Origin of the sequence: Hyphococcus flavus (assembly GCF_028748065.1) — a bacterium.
In the GTDB taxonomy this organism is placed as follows: Bacteria; Pseudomonadota; Alphaproteobacteria; order Caulobacterales; family Parvularculaceae; genus Hyphococcus; species Hyphococcus flavus.
Genome location: NZ_CP118166.1, coordinates 900,774 through 917,898, shown reverse-complemented (window position 1 = coordinate 917,898; position 17,125 = coordinate 900,774). Strand labels below are relative to the sequence as shown.

Sequence of the window (17,125 nt, the reverse complement as noted above, 5' to 3'; positions counted from 1 at the left end):
GTTTCGATTTTTGAGCGCCCTGCGATTTCCTTGGTAAGAAAACCGCAGATATAGACAAGCTGTCCGTCAGACTTCATATTCCTGCAAAACATCGTTATTCACAACGCTACGAACGCGACAAAGGCTTTCATCATGTCAAACGATCCGGAACGCATCACCATTCTCGCCCGTGAATTTACGGCCGCTGCACTCGAGTTTCACCGCGGCAAGATGGCGGAAAAAGGTTACCGGATGGAAGGCTCGATCACGCCGCGCATTTTTAAAATGATCGAAGGCATGGATGCGCCAAAAGATATGTTTGAGGGCGAACCATTATTCGCCGTAACTTTTGTGAAAAAAGACTGACTGTCAGTAATTCGATAGCATATCAGCGTAAACCACACTGTTATGGCGCAGATGATGTCGCTATGCCGTATATTCGACAATAAACCTGTGTTGCTTTAGGGTGCTGCGTTAAGCCCGTCCCTGAAGGCAACAACAGCGAGTTCCATGATCGAAGCACTGAACAACCTCTTATGGGGTAAAGTCTTAATCTTCGTTCTCATTCCAATTGGCTTGTGGTTTACGGTTCGATCGGGCTTTGTGCAGTTCCGTTATTTTGGCCGCATGTTTTCGATATTCGGGCAGGCCTTTCGTCATGACAGCGACAAACCAACATCCTTTCAGGCCTTGGCGCTGTCAATCGCGGGGCGCGTCGGCGCGGGCAATATCGCCGGCGTTGCTGTGGCGATCACCCTGGGCGGACCGGGCGCAATTTTCTGGATGTGGGTTGTGGGCATGCTCGGCATGGCGACTAGTTTTTTTGAATGCACCATTGCTCAGCTTTTCAAGCAGCTTGAGCCAGACGGGAATTTTCGCGGCGGGCCTGCCTTTTATATTGCCCGCGGTCTTAAACGCCGAATGGGTAGCGGCGCGAAAATTATGGCGGGGATCTATTCGATCCTTTTGCTGATCGCTTTCGGGATATCGTTCAATATCCTGCAAAGTTTTGCTGCGTCGACATCTATCGCAGATGCTTTCGGCGTGCCGCCGATCGCCACCGGCATAGCGCTCGCCGTGCTGACAGGCATTGTTATATTCGGCGGGCTGGGGCGGATCGCCAGCGTGGTTGAAATTGTCGTGCCGGTCATGGCTGTCAGCTACATCGCTGTTGCGCTGTTCGTCGTGACAACCCGAATAACCGACCTGCCGGACGTTTTCAGCCTGATCGTGTCAAGCGCCTTCGGTTTTAATGAGGCGGTGGCCGGCGGCATTGGCGGCGCCATCATGCTGGGTGTTCAGCGCGGACTTTTCTCCAATGAAGCCGGGTTAGGTTCGGCCCCGAATGTTGCAGCGGTCGCTTATGTTCCGCATCCTGCGCATCAAGGCATTGTCCAGGCTTTATCAGTATTTATTGATACGGCAATCATCTGTACGGCAACGGCTTCGATCATATTGCTTTCGGGTGTTGATTTCACGGACCCCGCAACTGATGGCGTGATCCTCACGCAGGCCGCGCTCGGCGATCATGTGGGCGCGTGGGCGGATGATTTTATCGCCGTTGCCTTGCTGCTCTTTGTTTTTTCGTCAATCATGTACAACTATTTTCTCGGCGAAACGGCGCTCGACTTTTTCTTCAATGACGACAAGCGTGTTTTCGCAGTTTTCAAGGTCGCAACGCTCGGCCTGGTGCTGTTTGGATCGACGAGAGATTTGGCGAGTGCTTTTGGTTTTGCAAATGCCGGGATGGGATTGCTGGCGCTGTTCAACCTGTTTGCGCTTGTCTTGTTATTTCCAATCGGCAAACGCGTGATGGCGGACTTCGACCGCCAAAGAAAGCGCGGACTGGATCCGGTTTTTGATGTTGAAGATTACGCAGACTTGGACATCGATAAAAAAGCCTGGGCGTTTGAAGCAAAAGAGCAAGCGCTTTTGGAGAAAAAGCGCAGCGTTGAGGAAGTGCGCTAATTGCGGCCTGTAAGGTGACCGTAAAGGTCAGGCCGGCGATCCCTGAAAAAGCCCCAACTGGCGCGGCGTTCGGCAAGGTGGTCAAGATCAACCGTCGCGGCGACAAAACCTTCTTCGGTGCGCGACATGTCGGCGAGGAAGTCGCCGCCATCATCGACGATAAACGATGAGCCGTAAAAGACTTGTCCTTCCTCATCGCCAATGCGGTTAGCGGCGGCGACAGGTACGACATTGGAAACAGCATGCCCTGTCATGGCGCGCCGCCAGCGATCTCTTGTATCAAGTGATGGATTTTCCGGCTCCGATCCGATTGCGGTCGGGTAAAACAGGATTTCAGCGCCCATCAACATCATGGCGCGCGCCGCCTCGGGAAACCACTGATCCCAGCAGATGCCGACACCCAACTTTCCGAATTTTGTATCCCAGACTTTAAAGCCAGTGTCGCCAGGGCGGAAATAGAATTTTTCTTCGTAGCCGGGACCGTCAGGAATATGACTTTTGCGGTACAGCCCAAGAACAGAGCCGTCTGCGTCTACCGTCACGAGGCTGTTGTAATATTCCTGTCCGTCGCGCTCGAAGATGGATAACGGCAGCACGACGCCCAACTCATTAGCAAGCGGTGCGAGCGCTCTGACAGCAGGATGCTCCTTATAAGGATAAGCAGTCGTGAAATGGACAGTGTCTTCCGTTTTGCAAAAATACGGGCCCTGAAATAGCTCCGGCGCCAAAATGACTTGTGCGCCGTCCTTGGCGGCGCTGCGCGTGAGTTCTTCCACCTTGTTGATGTTCGCCATCGTGTCTTCGCCAAAGGCAGCTTGTAAAACTGCGATGCGAATGGTGCGCGCCATGGGCCGTCTCTCCTGGTCTGGTGCTTGACCCATAGCGAAGAGGCGTCATTGTTTCAATTCCTGGCATAGGAAGGGCGTTACATGATGGTGTTGGAAGTCTTTTATTCGTTCCGCAGTCCCTATTCATACCTGGCGGTCGACAGGCTTAATGCGATTGAAAACGACTACGCGCTCGACCTGCGCTTTCGTCCCGTAAGGCCCCTTGCTATGCGCGAGCCCGATTTTTTCGAAAAAGGCCGGAAGCAGTTTTTGCCCTATCTTGTCCGCGATGTTGCGCGGGAGGCGGAGCGTCTGGGCGTCGCCATCGCCGCGCCCGACCCCGATCCAATCCAGATGAACATGGAAACCGGTAAAGTAGCGCCAGAACAGCCAGACATGATGCGCGTGATGTCGCTGGCGTTTGCGGCTATTGAGCACAAAAAGGGGCTTGCCTTCGCCCAGTCCGCAGGCCGCCGCATCTGGTCGGGCCAGCCCTGGACGAGCGATGAAGCGCTTTCGGGTGCATGTGTCGATGCCGGCCTTGAACTGTCTGCCCTTTCATCCTGGAGTCGGGAAAACCAGAAGCTCATTTCAGAGCGCATTGCCGAAAACGAGGCTGCCCAGCTTGAATATCACTGGGGCGTACCGCTGATGGTCCTCGACGGAGAGCCGTTTTTCGGTCAGGACAGGCTCGATTCTCTTGTCTGGCGTCTGGAAAAAATGGGCGTCAAACACCGGTAACGCGCGGTTGGCCTTCAACTGCTAATCACCGTATGATCTTACCTAATTAGGGGAGTTATATGATGAACAAACTGATTTTGTTGATTGCTGCTTTCTCACTTGCCGCCTGCGCCACTGTTTCGCCGCGCAAGAGGATTGAAAACCGGCTCATGGAGTTTGGTTTATCCGAGGACAAAGCCGAATGCATGGGCAACGAACTCGATGACCGGTTGGATCGGGGCGACATGAAAGCTGTTGCTGACTTTATTGGGAATATCAATGCTGCTTCCTCTCCCGGTGAAGGGCTTGATGCGTTGTTGAGCATTGATAACGCCCGCGCCGCCGGCGCCATCGCGCGTTCATCCGTCGCTTGTGCATTCCGTTAACGACAAAGAATTTTATGATGGCATGGCGTGACGAACGTGTTGCAAACGCGAGCGGAATTCTACCGCCGCCTTTCAGGGCTGTTGGCGATGCGTTTGCGTCTAATTTCGAAAACGGGTCAGAGCTCGGGGCCTCATTCGCGGCCGTCATCGGCGATGAATTGGTCATCGATATTCGTGGCGGATACGCTGACCGGGGGGAAGAGAAGCCTTGGGACGAAAATACGCTCGCCTGCATTTATTCAAGCGGCAAAGCTGTCTTGTCGCTGTTAGTGGCGCGCGAAGTTTCCAATGGAACGCTGAGTTACGATGCGCCGATTGCGCAGTACTGGCCGGAATTTGCAGCAGCCGGAAAGGAAAAGATCACCATCGCCGAAGTCCTGTCGCATCAGGGCGGGCTTTGCGGCATTCCCGATGAAATGCCGCCGGCGACTTGGCTCGACTGGGGTGCGATTACGGCAAAGCTTGCGGCCATGGCGCCGTTATGGGCGCCGGGGACGGCAAACGGGTATCACCCGCAGACAGTCGGGTTTATTGCAGGTGAACTCTTGCAACGCGTTAAAGGAAAAACAGTTGGCCAGCTTGTTCAGGGTTTTGGCTTAGAGATTTTTTGCGGCCTCAGACGCGATCAGATGGCGCGCACGGCTTTCATGCAAAAACCGCCCAAACCGCCCGACCTCGGCGAGCTGAACGAATTTACGAAACTGGCGTTTTTATCGAAATGGTCAGCGCCGGCGCGCGTCGCCCACGAGGACTGGATGGCGGCGGAAATCCCGGCCTCCAACATGCATGCTGATGCTCGATCGCTCGCGGCGATCGTTCATCCTTTCGTGAACGGCGGAAAATGGAACGGCGATTCATATCTTGATCAAGCGGCGATCAATGACGCATTGAAAGAACGTATTCGCGGCGACGACCTAGTGCTGCCATTCCACTTGTCCTGGTCGGCCGGACTCATGCGCAACATCAACCGGCATTTCGGACCGAATGAGACGGCGTTCGGCCATGCGGGGTTCGGCGGCTCATGCGTAGTTATTGACCCGCAAAACAATCTCACCGCTGCTTATGTCATGAACAAAATGTCACACTATCTGGTGGGTGATCCGCGCGCGGTGAGATTGCTGGATGCTGTTTACGAAGCGCTTTGACTAAAATTTGAGGCGAAAGTCGAACGACACGAACGCGGGTTGCGGATATCCGGGCATGACCTTCGACATGTTGCGGCACTCATCAAGATGAGCGCGCCGGAACACTGTATCCGCCCGCGCACGTCTGGTCACGGCAAGCATTTCAATGCGTCTATCCGCCAAGTTTAACGCCGCCAACGCTTTCGGTTTGGCGTTGTAAGGCGTCTGGTGCCTCAGATCGTTCGCTGTCGCTGGCGAAGCCCACAAGCTTAGGGAAAATACGATTATTGCGATAATTGTACGCATCTGTCCCTCCTCCTCTATTGCAGGAAAAGCGTGACAGCCGCGAATGACCGAAACGTGATTTCAGTTCCCGGAATTTGTCTCAAACGAGCGGGTGAATTTCGCTTAAATTAAGCTGAAAAGCGGCGTTTCAACCAGTCGATTATAAGCGCGTTCGTCTCCGCCGGTTTCTCCCACGTCATCCAGTGACCGCAGTCCGCAATGACGTGGCTTTCTAGATCCGGAACGATATCTTTCATTTTTTCCGCGCTCTCGGGCGGCAGGAAGAGGTCCAGTTCAGCGCCAATCCATAATGCGGGCGCCCTCACCGTTTCATCACGACCTTCCATCGCTTCCCAGTTGCGGTCGATGTTGCGGTACAAATTGACGCCGCCATGAAACCCGCTTTTCTTGTAGGCGTCCACATAGATCTGAATATCCGCAGGCGGAATGATGACGTCATTGTCCGAAGGAGGCGGTGCGTTTTTAAACCTGCCTGGCAAATCATAGATGCGCGGGACGAGTTCAGCCCAGCGATCGCGCGGAGGTGGTCTTTGAAACATCAACCGGAAGAACCGGTCAGGGTCGGATGCAAAGAGCTGTTCCGGGACGTCTCGCGTCTGAAACTGGACGAAGTAATGCTGCGAGCCAAATCGTTTGTTGATGATCGCCAGAGGCGGCGCTGGCGGGCGGGGGTGGACAGGCGTGCACAGGCCGATAACGCCTGCGACCCGTTCTGGGCGAAGCTGCGCCATGGCCCAAACGAGCGCGCCACCCCAGTCATGACCGCAAAAAATCGCCTTCTCTATTGATAGCGCGTCCATCAGCGCAACAAAATCGCCGGTCATTTGTTCGGCGCTATATAGTGCGGGGTCTTTCGGCGCGTCGGACCAACCGAAACCTTTGAGATCAATGGCGATGGCGCGAAAGCCGGCTTTGGCGACAGCGCCCAACTGGCTTTTCCAGGAATAGGCGATCTCCGGCCAGCCATGGACGAAGATTACCGGCGGATGGCGACGGCCAGTGTCGCCGTCATTTTCGTAGACGGCAAGCGTAACCTCAGGGGTTTTTATACGCCGTGGTTTCGGAAAGCTCATTCCAACGGCTTATGACTGAACTGCGAAACTTGTAAATACGCCCAAAGAAAAACGCCGCGGACCGAAGTCCGCGGCGTCTTAGTTGTTGGCTATGTTAGCCGTTTATCTTCTTAGAGGCCAACGTTGATGCCGAAGAAGATGAAGCGGCCAGCAGCGTCATAGGTGCCTGGGAACGTGTCGCCGTTACCCGGAGCCGTACCTGCCTGCGTAGACAGCTCAGGATCGCGGCCCATGACGTTGTTGATACCAGCACGAAGCGTCAGGTTTTCGCGAAGATACCACTGCATGGCGAGGTCGAGATAGTTCGCCGAGTCCAGCTTGTCGTCGAGGACGTTGCCTGAAGGCGTGAAGGCACCACCGGTAGACTGACCCTGATCAAGCGTTACTTCAGAGAGGTAACGCCATGTGGCTGTCACATCGATGTTCCATGGCGTTTGCCATGTCGTGCGCATGCGGTGCTTGTAGGTTGGGATCGGACCTACGCAGTTATTACCGCGATAAAGGCCTTTACACTCAACCGTCGTTGTTACGCCTGGCACCGGCACGGAAGACGATTCCATCAAAATGGTGGAAACGTAGTTGAAGTTCATGGAACCCCAACCGCCAAGGCCGATCATGTCCATGTCCATGCCATAGCTTGCAGCGAGGTCAATACCGCGTGTTGCGAAGTTTGCGATGTTGACGTTGGTCGCCTGAACGCCAGCGAACTGGAACGGTGATCCCGTTGGCGGAACCGGGCTCGCGAAGAGAGAGCCGTCCTGGTCACGAACAATCAGACCACAGAAGGCAGGGTCACCGTTTGCAAGACACTGGGTCAGAGCAACGTTCGGTGCAATCGTAGAGATCGCGTTGTTGACCGTGATGTCGAAGTAATCGACTGACAGGGTCAAACCGTTCATGAATGAAGGCTGCAACAATACACCAGCGGTGTATGTGTCAGACTTCTCAGGCTCAAGGAACGGGTTACCGCCGGTAACCGCATTCAGCTGCTGTGCCGGGTTAGCCGGAAGCGTGCCGTACTGAGCTGGCGTTACGCCAGTGAAAGCACACTGAGCTGCTGTCGCCACAGGCATGTTGCCGTTTGAAGGCTGGTTGGCGCAAGGGTCTGTCGCGTTGAACAACGCCGTGTTCTGGGCGCTGAACAAGTTGAAGATGCTTGGCGCACGAACCGCACGCTGGAACTGACCACGCAGACGAACTTCAGGCACTGGCACCCAGCTTACGCCGGCTGCGAAAGTATGCGTTTCGAAGTCGTTGTCTGGCGTAGAGTCAGAGCTTGTCGAGTAGTTCGAGAAGCGATAGGCGCCGTTGATGCCAAACTCTTCAAAGAACGACTTGCCCTGGATCAGCGGAATGTTGGTCTCCATGAAGAGTTCCCAAACGCTGACTTCACCAGCAAGCGGTGGCGTACCACCGCCAACACCGGTGAGGCCGAGGCCGCCCGGAATTTGCGAAACGTCATCAGGATTACGGACCAGACGATCTTCACGGTATTCCGCACCGATCAGCGCCTGAACGCCGTCTTCAGCCCATGGGAACTGGAAGCCGGAGCTGCCAAGGTCGCCACCGATGGTGCCGCCAAGAACGATCTGCTCGACCGTACCAGTGACAAAGCCGTTGCCCTGAATGGACTGAGCCACTTCCGGCGTTACCTGATCAACACCGCCTGGACGGCTGAAAATGTTGAGCGGGAGACAGCCTGTCTGGCCGCCGCGGCAAACCACATTGCCCATGCCGTCATCCACAGCAAAGAAAGCATTCTGAACAGACTGGAAGTTCAGGTCGCCGATCGACTGTGAGTTCTGACGCGTGCGTGCGAACTGGCCGAAAACGTCCCAAGCCCAGTTGTCCGCAATCAGTCCGCGGAAGCCGCCAACGGCGCGGAACGTGGAAAGCGCGGTACCCGTGCTGCGCGGATTACCGTTGACGTTACGGTAACCTGGACCGGCAACGCCGCCGAAGTTAACGTCAGCAAACGAACCGTCCGGGTTCAGGCCAGTCGCAACCTGTGCCGGCGTACAGCCAAGGCCGGCTTCAGCCAGCGTGCCGCCGCCTGGAACCGGAGCCTGCAGGAACGGGTTGTCGCAGTTGATCATGAAGTTACGGAAGAACGTACCCGAAAACGCGATCTGCGAGTCGGTGGTGTTTTCCGTGAAGCCGAGATCAAGATAGGCTTCGATGTCGTCCGTGACTTCGTAACGGGCCAAGGCCGTGATGTTAAAGCGCTCGTTGTTACGCTGGATGAAGTTGTCCGGCGCAAAGTTAAAGAGCTGATCAGGCGCGCCTGTGTAAGGAACAAGCGTGCCGTCTTCCTGAAGATGCAGACCTGCCGGGAAGTTCGGGTTGGAGTTCGAAAGACCGATCCGGCGGAAGGTCGACGAACCGGCGCAAACGATGCCGCCAAGCGCTTGCGGAGACGTCGAAGACGTGCCGTAGGCGCATTTGGAGTAATCACGCTCAGCCTGACGAACTTCGTTCTGGTTCTGGTACTGCAGGAACATCGTGACGTTGCCGCGTCCGTCGGCTGTGTTCGCGCCGAAGGTCGTTGAAACGTTGACGTTACGGCCGTCGAGAACGCTGCCTGGCCGTGCGATGCCGAAGCTGTCGAGCAGGGCGTTTTCGAATTCGCCGCCATTGCCGTCCTGGAAGAAACCAACCTGGCCGTCGACTTCAAAACCTTCGAAGTCATGCTTCATGATGAAGTTAACAACACCAGCAACAGCGTCTGAACCGTAAACAGCCGAGGCGCCGCCAGTGACGACGTCAACGCGCTCGATCAGAGCAGTTGGGATGGTGTCGAGGTTCGCCGTAGAAGCCGAGCTTGCAGCGCCGCCGATAACGGTTGAGTAAGGCAGGCGCTTGCCGTCCATAAGAACGAGCGTACGCTGCGGACCGAGGTTACGAAGGTCGACAGAAGACGTACCGTTCGAACCGTTCGCGAGGTTTGATGTCTGCGCAGCAAAGGCCTGCGGCAGAACGTTGATGAGATCTTCCACGCGAACGACACCACGTGTGTCAATTTCGTCGGCGTCTACCTGAAAGACCGGGCTAGATGAGTTGATGTTCGCATTTTGAATACGCGAACCGGTAACAACGATGACGTCATCGTCACCGTCGTCCTGCGCGACTGCTGGCGCAGCAAACGCCGTCACGCTCGTCAGAGCCGTAGCAGCCAAAAGGCTGTGACGGACCTGAGAAGTGGCTCTTCTTGACATTGGTGTGTCCCTCTTATGCTTGGTTTAACGATGGCGAACGCGCGAAGTTGAATGCGTGTTGTTGCACGCCCCCTCCCGGCATGGCTCGCCGTCCCCATGAGACAACTAATCTTGCCCTTTCCTCAAGCCCTGAAATCACGCATTTTTCGTGTGTGACGATTGTGCAACAATTCGTATGTGACGAATTTGCAACAACGAGGTTCCCGGGAGCGCTACTAAGGTCTTGTTAAGGTTTATGAGAGATGTCTCATATAGCCCTAACGGGCGCGTCTAGTTACTTTTTTTGAGTTAGCCAGGGAGCATTGCAGCGCCCCCTGGCTCTCGGGACAACACAAGGCCCTCGGAGAAGATGCCCGTGTGTTCAGACAGTAGACAACCGTGCCGCGAAATCCCTCAATCACAACGGGAGATTTTTGCCGTGTTGGGGCGGTTTGACGCCTTTTACTGCTTGAAATCCGGCTCTTACGCTCATTTTTCCCCGCGCCCGTCTGACGAGTGGGCATAACCGCAGCCCTTCTGTCTCGGAACGGGTAAGTGAGAAACGGTTGCCGAGGTCTCGATTATTGCCTGCTCGCCAGCGTCCTAGAAAGGACAAAGGGCGTGCAGGCCAGCAAGGGACGAGTGTGAGAATCGAGCAACGATCAGCGATCGAAAGCGCCATGCGTCAGAACCAGCAACTGTTGATTCAGTGGCTGACGAAGAAAATAGGCGACAACGAGGCCGCTCGAGATGTGGCGCAGGCCGTATTCATGCGTGTGTGGGCCTATTCGGAAAAGACCGACATCGAAAATCCGCGGGCGCTTATTTTCAAAACGGCCAACAATCTGGCGATTAACGAGCTCAAACAACGCAGCCGTTTTTTCAGCCGTCATGTTTCGTCGAACGATAAGGATGGTGCCGAACCGCTGGACCAGGTCGCCAATACGGCCCCGTCGCCCGAAAAACAGGCATCGTTGAAGCAGGATGTTGAAATCATTATGGCAGCTATCAGCAGTCTGCCGGAACGCTCCCGCAAGGCTTTTATGCTGAACCGGTTCGATGGTCTGAGCTATCGGGAAATAGCCGATCAACTGGATGTCTCTGAAAGCAGTGTCGAGAAATACATGATTGAAGCCCTGAAACGCTTACGCGGTTCCTTACGGCAGTCAAACGAACCTGCTCCACAAATCATTTAAGGCTGTTCCCGGTTCCGTTAATAACTGGCTGATGATCGATCAGGTTGCCCGGCGTTGCATTACTGTTCAAAGGCGCGGCTCTGCTGCTGATGATATTTTGTCCTGGACGCCTGTTCAGCTAACAACGCCGGTCATGACGCAAAGCAAGTCACTTCCCGCGCCCGAAGGCTGGACGCTGCAATCCCATGAAGAAACCTTCAGCGGGCGGGCTGGCCCCTATTATTTTAGGGAGGAAGGGCCCGCGCCCGGCGTTGGGTTTTTCGCAAGGCCTCATCATGCAAATTTGGGCGGTTTTGTGCATGGGGGTGCGCTTCTTACCCTGGCTGACATGGCGTTGTTCGATATTTGCCGCCGCAAGATCGGTTTGTTCCGGGCGGTGACGGTTTCGTTAAATTCTGAATTCTTACGTCCCGGGAAGGTCGGAACGTTCATTCACGCCAGTGGCGAAACAACGGCGATTGGCAAAAGCATCTTGTTTGCACGCGGACTTGTAAGTGCAGATGACAAGCCGCTTATGAATTTTTCAGGAACTCTCAAGCGGCTTGATTAGCACGGGCTTTCTTGTTCGCCATCACAGCGTCAACGCTGAAAATCGCAAGCGCCAGCCAGATCAGTCCGAAGCAAACGCCATGATAAAGCGTGAACGGCTCTCCGTAGTAGAGGCCGAAAAAGAACTGCATGGTCGGGGCGATATATTGCAGGAAGCCGATCGTTGAGAGTTTAAGGCGGCGCGCGCCGAGTGCGAAGCAAACAAGCGGAATAACAGTAAACGGCCCTGCAAGTAGAAGAAGACCATCCGTGCTGAGCGAGCCGGAAAGAAAGGCGGCTTTTCCGGCGCTCATCAACCAGATGGCGTAAATGAGTGCGACCGGCGCCAGCAACAAAACTTCAACAAAAAGTCCTGGCATGGCGCCGACATTTGTCGTTTTGCGGATATAGCCATAAGCGGTGAAGAGCAGCGCAAGCGCCAATGATACAAATGGAAAAACGCCCGCACCGAACGTGAGCGTGAGGACGCCTGCAGTGGCAAGCGCGACGGATATGATCTGCATCCGGCGAAGTTTTTCGCCCATTATGAACACGCCAGTGGCGACATACATCAGCGGATTAATATAATATCCAAGGCTTGCTTCCAGTACGCGTTCGTTCAGCACTGACCAGACATAGATCAGCCAGTTCAATGCAATGGCCAAAGCCGATAGTGCGAGCATGACCAGCACTCGCCTGTCTGTCAGCGCCGCGAATACTTCGGCCCACTGGTTGCGCAACGAGATAATTATCGCGCCGAACGGAACCGACCAGAAGATTCTGTGCGCGAGGACTTCAAGTGCTGAAACATCTGACAGGGCTTTCAGATATACGGGCATGACGCCCCACAGCACATAGGCGAGGGTTGCGAAAATCAGCCCTTCCGCAATCGGCGATCTTTGAGAATTCAGGGCGTCAGGCGAAGCATTTGTCATAGATCGGCGCCAGATGTTTTTCATACCGCCGCCAGGAGCCGACGCCTTTTTTGTTCAATGGTTCTCGCACTTGCGCGAGACTGGCCGTCGCCACCGGGTTGTCGCTTTTGTAAAAATCACGCCAGTCGTCGGGCCGATCAATTCCGACATGCTGAAAGATTTTGGCTGACGTTTCTTCCGGCGACGCCACAAGGTCCTCGTAATCCACCGCCAACAGATTATCGCCTAACAGTTCCGACCAGTAGGAGCAGATATTGTTGTGCGCGGTTAGGAATTCACACGCAGATTCAATGCTTTCCGTCCACGGATTTCCGTTGAGGCGGGAGTGGTAACACGACCAGGCGACATCACGCGGGTCGCGGCGCATCCAGATAAACCGTGCATTCGGATAAAGCACTTTGACCAGCCCGGCGTAATAGTGATTGATAAGTGATTTATCCGTGTAGATTTTGCCGGGCCCAAAACGCTTGCGCAAACTTTCCAGATGATTTCTGGAAATCTTGCGCCAGTCGTTTTGCGTGTACTCTGCCGCCTTCGCCATTTCCGGCGGCGTCAGGCCGCCAAACGGCAAGGCGGCGCGGCGTAACAACATGTGCTCGCCGGTTGGCGTGACAGACGGCGCTGTCGAAAGGATTTGTTCGATGAGCGTAGAGCCTGATCGTGGCGCGCTTAAGATAAACACCACTTCCTGTCCGGCGTCGCCATGAGCGTGTTGATCAAGAAACGCTGAATTGAAAGTCGCTTTCAGGCCTTCCAGATAGGCATGCACTGGCCGCATGTCGAAAGGGTTCGGCCCTTTTCGAAAATCCGCGCCTTTTGAAAAATACAAAAATGCGTTGTCGGTATCGCCGGCATAATCAAAGGCCCGCCCCAGCGCAAAATAAAGAGCCATTAATCGTTGAGGCTCTGTCACACGTTTTTCAAGCGCCAGCATTTCGGCGATATCGTTGTTGACGTCGTCATAGCCGTCGAGCAGCGCAATCTGCTCCCAAGCGTGCGAATGATCTGGGTTTAGTTCCACCGCCTTACGGCACAGTTCCAGCGCCTTTTCGCGCTCGCCGAAGCGCGCCTGATAAAACCCTTCAAGCGAATACCCGTCAGCGGCCGCTTGCGGGAATTTTTGCAGCTCACGGGCAAGCTTGGCCGCCTCTTTGTGCCTGGCGGCGGAGCCCAGCGAAATGATCTCCGTTATTATCCGTTGCGGATCATTTGGCGCCTCTGCGCGCCAGTTTTGCGCCGCTATCAACGCCGTTTCCTGATCGGCAAGCCGGCCCGCGATGTCGACAGCCGTAGGCCAGTCGACGTCGGGCTGGTTTTTTTGTTTTACGAGCTTGCGTAAGGCGGCGCTCGCGGCCTCCAACTGCTCTTGTGACAACAGGTCCGAGATTGTTTGCAAAGAGGCCACGTCAACCGCCGTTTATTTTTTGATTATGTTTCTGTTCAGCGCGGTCTCGGCAATCTGAACTGCGTTTAGCGCCGCGCCTTTTCGCAAATTGTCGGAAACGCACCAAAAGGCAAGGCCGTTGTCGACGGTGGGATCAACGCGAAGGCGGCTGATGAAAGTGGCGAAATCGCCAACGCATTCAACCGGCGTGACGTAGCCGCCGTCTTCACGCTTGTCGACGACAAGGATGCCGGGCGCTTCGCGCAGAATCTCCCGCGCTTCATCATCCGACAGCGGATTTTCAAATTCAACGTTCACCGCTTCGCCGTGGCCGACGAATGTCGGCACCCGCACGCAATTGGCGGTGAGTTTGATTTTAGTGTCGAGAATCTTTTTGGTTTCCGACGTCATCTTCCATTCTTCTTTTGTGAAGCCGTCTTCCATGAAGACGTCGATATGGGGAATGACGTTGAAAGCGATTTGCTTGGTGAATTTCTCAGGGGTCGGCGTGTCGTTGACGAAAATGCCTTTAGTCTGGTTGAAAAGCTCGTCCATGGCGTCTTTGCCGGCGCCGGAGGTCGATTGATAGGTGGAAACCACAACCCGCTTGATTTTGGCGGCGTCATGCAAAGGTTTCAGCGCCACAACGAGCTGCGCCGTCGAGCAGTTCGGGTTGGCGATAATATTCTTTTTGATTTGCGTTACCGCGTCCGCATTGACTTCAGGCACGATCAGCGGAACGTCCGGGTCCATGCGGAAATGCGATGAGTTGTCGATGACGAGCGCGCCCGCTTTTGCGGCTTTCGGCCCCCATTCCTTCGCGACGGAACCGCCTGCGGCGAACAACGCAATATCAACAGTGGAAAAATCGAAATTTTCAAGGTCCCGGCATTTCAGTTTCTTATCGCCATAAGAAACCTCGCGGCCAATTGAGCGGCGCGATGCGAGCGGAATGACTTCCGAGGCCGGGAAGAGGCGCTCTTCCATGATCGCCAACATTTCCTGACCGACGTTACCGGTTGCGCCGACGACGGCGACTTTGACTTCCATTTTTTATGCTCCTTCGTATCGGGCGCGAGAGACGATGTTTACCCCCCGCCTGTCAAGCGGCGCAGGGCGCCAAGGCGCCATGAAAAGCCGCATAATTCATGAAATGACTGATAGACCAGCTAACTATGTGCTAGCCGTCTTTGTTCAACCCGATCAGGCGATATTCGTTCCGCCGAAAGGGACAATCTTGTTGTCGGCGTCGTGGCCGATGTCAGCGCGGCCGATATAGGGAATGTTTGCGCGCGCGCACCAGTCCTTGATGATTTCTTCTTCGGTTTTGCCGAAGGGCCGGTCGTTTTCGGGAATATCGCTGACGCGGCCCAGCATGATTCCGCGCGCGCGTTTGACGCCTTGATCGCCCATGATTGAAAACATCGCCCGGTCCAGCCGGTAGAGATATTCCGAAACATCCTCGAGCATGATGACGTGATCGGAGAGGTCCGGCATCCACTGTGTGCCGACAAGATGCGCGAGGATAGTGATGTTAAATGCGGCGAACTTGCTGTCACTCTTTACATTCGGCTCGAGTGCTGAGCGGTCGCCGTCTGCTAGAAATGATAACGCGCGTGCGATCGCCTCTTCGCCGCCTTGTCGCGGTAGGTCCGTCGGCATCGGACCGTGCACAGGATTGCCGATCCCTTCTTTGTAGAGTCGCGCCAGCAGCGATCCGGCGTCGGAATAGCCAAGAAATGTTTTTGCCCGAGCGTGTTCGTTCAGTTTTGCAAAAAGCGCATCATCAAGGCGGCAGGCGCCGTAGCCGCCGCGGGCGAACCAGACGGCGTCAAATTCTGCGTTGTTTGCAACTTCAATAAATGCGGCGGACCGCTCCGCATCGCTGCCGGCGAAGTGTCCCGCTTCAAGGAAACATTGATCGTGAAAATAGAGTTTCATCCGATCGCCAAAGCGCGCCGCCGCAATTCGGGCGGTTTTCTCGGCCAGATCGCGGGCGATCGGCCCGCCAGGGCAACAAAGAGCGATATGCTTGGTGGTTTCAGACATCAAACAATGGTTACGACTTATTACATGAATTTAGGTTAAAGCGATCCGGTGATGACCGAAACAAAAGACTATTTCTTCTGCGGGGTTGGCGGGTCGGGCATGCTGCCGCTCGCCATGATCGTCAAGGCGCGCGGCGCCCGCGTTGAGGGCTCGGACCGGGCGCTCGATCAGGGCCGCACTGGCGCGAAGTTCGATTATCTTAAGAGCCTAGGCGTCGAGCTTCACAAGCAGGATGGTTCGGGGCTCACCCGCGAGAGCCAGATTCTGGTCGCCTCGGCAGCGGTGGAGGACAAGGTTCCCGATGTGGTCGCCGCGAACACGGCCGGCGCCAAACGCATGAGCCGTGCGGAACTATTGGCGCAGCTATTCAACGAATCGAAATGTTCCATTGGCGTCGCCGGCACCAGCGGCAAGTCGACGACGACTGCCATGATCGGCTGGATTCTGTATCACGCAGGGAAATCGCCGACCGTTATGAACGGTGCGGTGATGAAAAACTTCGTCAAGCCGGACGCGTTGTTTGCGAGCGCGCTGGTGGGCGAGGGTGAAGCGTTTGTTTCCGAAGTGGATGAAAGCGACGGATCGATTGCGATGTTCCATCCAACCATCGCTGTGCTGAATAATATTTCTCTCGATCACAAATCCATGGACGAACTTCGCGCGCTGTTCGGCGGCTTTATTGGCGATGCAGAAACAGCCGTTCTTAATCTTGATAATGACGAAACGGCGCTGCTGGCGGAGAAGCACGTGGGCGCAAAGACGACGTATTCCATCACCGGACAAGACGCTGACCTTGCCGGCGAAAACATTTCCCCAGAACCTTTTGGCGTCTCGTTTGAAGTGGCCGCGCGCAACGGCGAAAAGGCGGCTGTCGCGTTGAAAATGCCGGGTCGCCACAATGTATCGAATGCGCTCGCCGCAATCGCGGCGGCGACAGCTTGCTGCGTGCCGCTGGAAAAGGCGGCGGCGGCCCTTGCGGAATTCGAAGGCGTCAAGCGCCGGCTTGAATATGTGGGTGAGTCTGGCGGCGTCACGGTAATCGACGATTTTGGTCACAACCCCGACAAGATCACGGCAAGCCTCAAAACCCTTCACGAGTTTCCGGGGCGTTTGCTGATTATGTTCCAGCCGCATGGTTTCGGGCCGCTCAACAAGATGAAGGGTGAATTCATCGCCACCTTCGCGGAGCATTTGGAGAAAGACGATGTGCTGTTGATGCCGGAGCCTGTCTATTTCGGCGGAACGGTCGACCGGTCGGTGTCGAGCGACGACATTGCAGCGGGGATTGTGGCCGCGGGCAGGCGCGCCGAAGCGCTGGCGACCCGCGATGACTGCGGCGACCGGTTGATTGAACTGGCCCGGCCCGGCGACCGGATCGTCATCATGGGCGCCCGCGACGATACGCTTTCCATTTTTGCGGCTGATTTGTTGAAACGGCTCGCTTAGTATCGCGCCC

Annotated in this window: 16 protein-coding genes; 8 read left to right on the top strand and 8 right to left on the bottom strand. The window is 55.4% G+C overall.

Going from position 1 to position 17,125, the window contains the following annotated elements; genetic code table 11:
* Positions 1-132 precede the first annotated feature (132 nt).
* Complete coding sequence (locus tag PUV54_RS04530; RefSeq protein ID WP_274494382.1) at positions 133-345, top strand: hypothetical protein; 213 nt, start codon at positions 133-135, stop codon at positions 343-345.
* A 144-nt stretch (positions 346-489) separates the two neighbouring features.
* On the top strand, positions 490-1,947 hold the full coding sequence (locus PUV54_RS04525; RefSeq protein WP_274494381.1) for an alanine/glycine:cation symporter family protein: 1,458 nt from the start codon (positions 490-492) through the stop codon (positions 1,945-1,947).
* Here PUV54_RS04525 and aguB read toward each other — a convergent pair.
* On the bottom strand, positions 1,944-2,795 hold the full coding sequence (gene aguB / locus PUV54_RS04520) for an N-carbamoylputrescine amidase (RefSeq protein WP_274494380.1): 852 nt from the start codon (positions 2,793-2,795) through the stop codon (positions 1,944-1,946). The two genes, PUV54_RS04525 and aguB, sit on opposite strands and share 4 nt — an antisense overlap.
* 81 nt (positions 2,796-2,876) lie before the next feature.
* Here aguB and PUV54_RS04515 point away from each other — a divergent pair, with 81 nt between their 5' ends.
* From PUV54_RS04515 to PUV54_RS04505, 3 genes are read left to right on the top strand one after another with little or no spacing between them, the layout of a single operon-like run.
* Positions 2,877-3,515, top strand: a complete 639-nt coding sequence (locus PUV54_RS04515) for a 2-hydroxychromene-2-carboxylate isomerase (protein ID WP_274494379.1) — start codon at positions 2,877-2,879, stop codon at positions 3,513-3,515.
* Between the two features lie 59 nt (positions 3,516-3,574).
* Entirely contained in the window at positions 3,575-3,880 is a 306-nt protein-coding gene (locus PUV54_RS04510; RefSeq protein WP_274494378.1) for a hypothetical protein, read from the top strand.
* Positions 3,881-3,894: 14 nt separating this feature from the next.
* Complete coding sequence (locus PUV54_RS04505) at positions 3,895-5,025, top strand: serine hydrolase domain-containing protein (protein WP_274494377.1); 1,131 nt, start codon at positions 3,895-3,897, stop codon at positions 5,023-5,025.
* Here PUV54_RS04505 and PUV54_RS04500 read toward each other — a convergent pair whose 3' ends face one another.
* From PUV54_RS04500 to PUV54_RS04490, 3 genes are all read right to left on the bottom strand, one after another.
* A complete protein-coding gene (locus PUV54_RS04500; RefSeq protein ID WP_274494376.1) occupies positions 5,026-5,310 on the bottom strand; it encodes a hypothetical protein in 285 nt (94 codons plus the stop codon).
* 107 nt (positions 5,311-5,417) lie between these two features.
* Complete coding sequence (locus PUV54_RS04495) at positions 5,418-6,383, bottom strand: alpha/beta fold hydrolase (protein WP_274494374.1); 966 nt, start codon at positions 6,381-6,383, stop codon at positions 5,418-5,420.
* Between the two features lie 110 nt (positions 6,384-6,493).
* A complete protein-coding gene (locus tag PUV54_RS04490) occupies positions 6,494-9,598 on the bottom strand; it encodes a TonB-dependent receptor domain-containing protein (RefSeq protein WP_274494373.1) in 3,105 nt (1,034 codons plus the stop codon).
* Positions 9,599-10,221: 623 nt separating this feature from the next.
* Here PUV54_RS04490 and PUV54_RS04485 point away from each other — a divergent pair.
* Complete coding sequence (locus PUV54_RS04485) at positions 10,222-10,773, top strand: RNA polymerase sigma factor (protein WP_274495209.1); 552 nt, start codon at positions 10,222-10,224, stop codon at positions 10,771-10,773.
* A 31-nt stretch (positions 10,774-10,804) separates the two neighbouring features.
* Positions 10,805-11,323, top strand: coding sequence for a PaaI family thioesterase (locus PUV54_RS04480; protein ID WP_274494372.1), 519 nt, complete (start codon positions 10,805-10,807; stop codon positions 11,321-11,323).
* Here the strand turns inward: PUV54_RS04480 and rarD are convergent.
* The 4 genes from rarD to PUV54_RS04460 form a co-directional block, all read right to left on the bottom strand.
* On the bottom strand, positions 11,307-12,236 hold the full coding sequence (rarD, locus tag PUV54_RS04475; protein ID WP_274494371.1) for an EamA family transporter RarD: 930 nt from the start codon (positions 12,234-12,236) through the stop codon (positions 11,307-11,309). The genes PUV54_RS04480 and rarD overlap by 17 nt on opposite strands.
* Complete coding sequence (locus PUV54_RS04470; protein ID WP_274494370.1) at positions 12,217-13,641, bottom strand: tetratricopeptide repeat-containing sulfotransferase family protein; 1,425 nt, start codon at positions 13,639-13,641, stop codon at positions 12,217-12,219. The genes rarD and PUV54_RS04470 overlap by 20 nt, the downstream gene beginning before the upstream one ends.
* A gap of 12 nt (positions 13,642-13,653) precedes the next feature.
* Positions 13,654-14,670: an aspartate-semialdehyde dehydrogenase gene (locus tag PUV54_RS04465; protein ID WP_274494369.1), complete on the bottom strand. Its 1,017-nt coding sequence runs from the start codon at positions 14,668-14,670 to the stop codon at positions 13,654-13,656.
* Positions 14,671-14,823: 153 nt separating this feature from the next.
* Complete coding sequence (locus PUV54_RS04460; RefSeq protein WP_274494368.1) at positions 14,824-15,669, bottom strand: LD-carboxypeptidase; 846 nt, start codon at positions 15,667-15,669, stop codon at positions 14,824-14,826.
* 51 nt (positions 15,670-15,720) lie between these two features.
* On the opposite strand from PUV54_RS04460, the gene PUV54_RS04455 reads away from it, so the two are divergent.
* Positions 15,721-17,115 carry a Mur ligase family protein gene (locus PUV54_RS04455; protein ID WP_274494367.1) on the top strand — a complete coding sequence of 465 codons (1,395 nt, stop codon included), beginning with the start codon at positions 15,721-15,723 and terminating at the stop codon, positions 17,113-17,115.
* Positions 17,116-17,125: the final 10 nt, after the last annotated feature.

Excerpts from the sequence above, each read along its gene's own strand:
- PUV54_RS04530 (WP_274494382.1), top strand. The coding sequence starts at position 133 with ATGTCAAACGATCCGGAACGCATCACCATTCTCGCCCGTGAATTTACG.
- PUV54_RS04525 (WP_274494381.1), top strand. The coding sequence starts at position 490 with ATGATCGAAGCACTGAACAACCTCTTATGGGGTAAAGTCTTAATCTTC.
- aguB (WP_274494380.1), bottom strand. The coding sequence starts at position 2,795 with ATGGCGCGCACCATTCGCATCGCAGTTTTACAAGCTGCCTTTGGCGAA.
- PUV54_RS04515 (WP_274494379.1), top strand. The coding sequence starts at position 2,877 with ATGATGGTGTTGGAAGTCTTTTATTCGTTCCGCAGTCCCTATTCATAC.
- PUV54_RS04510 (WP_274494378.1), top strand. The coding sequence starts at position 3,575 with ATGATGAACAAACTGATTTTGTTGATTGCTGCTTTCTCACTTGCCGCC.
- PUV54_RS04505 (WP_274494377.1), top strand. The coding sequence starts at position 3,895 with ATGATGGCATGGCGTGACGAACGTGTTGCAAACGCGAGCGGAATTCTA.
- PUV54_RS04500 (WP_274494376.1), bottom strand. The coding sequence starts at position 5,310 with ATGCGTACAATTATCGCAATAATCGTATTTTCCCTAAGCTTGTGGGCT.
- PUV54_RS04495 (WP_274494374.1), bottom strand. The coding sequence starts at position 6,383 with ATGAGCTTTCCGAAACCACGGCGTATAAAAACCCCTGAGGTTACGCTT.
- PUV54_RS04490 (WP_274494373.1), bottom strand. The coding sequence starts at position 9,598 with ATGTCAAGAAGAGCCACTTCTCAGGTCCGTCACAGCCTTTTGGCTGCT.
- PUV54_RS04480 (WP_274494372.1), top strand. The coding sequence starts at position 10,805 with ATGATCGATCAGGTTGCCCGGCGTTGCATTACTGTTCAAAGGCGCGGC.
- rarD (WP_274494371.1), bottom strand. The coding sequence starts at position 12,236 with ATGACAAATGCTTCGCCTGACGCCCTGAATTCTCAAAGATCGCCGATT.
- PUV54_RS04465 (WP_274494369.1), bottom strand. The coding sequence starts at position 14,670 with ATGGAAGTCAAAGTCGCCGTCGTCGGCGCAACCGGTAACGTCGGTCAG.
- PUV54_RS04460 (WP_274494368.1), bottom strand. The coding sequence starts at position 15,669 with ATGTCTGAAACCACCAAGCATATCGCTCTTTGTTGCCCTGGCGGGCCG.
- PUV54_RS04455 (WP_274494367.1), top strand. The coding sequence starts at position 15,721 with ATGACCGAAACAAAAGACTATTTCTTCTGCGGGGTTGGCGGGTCGGGC.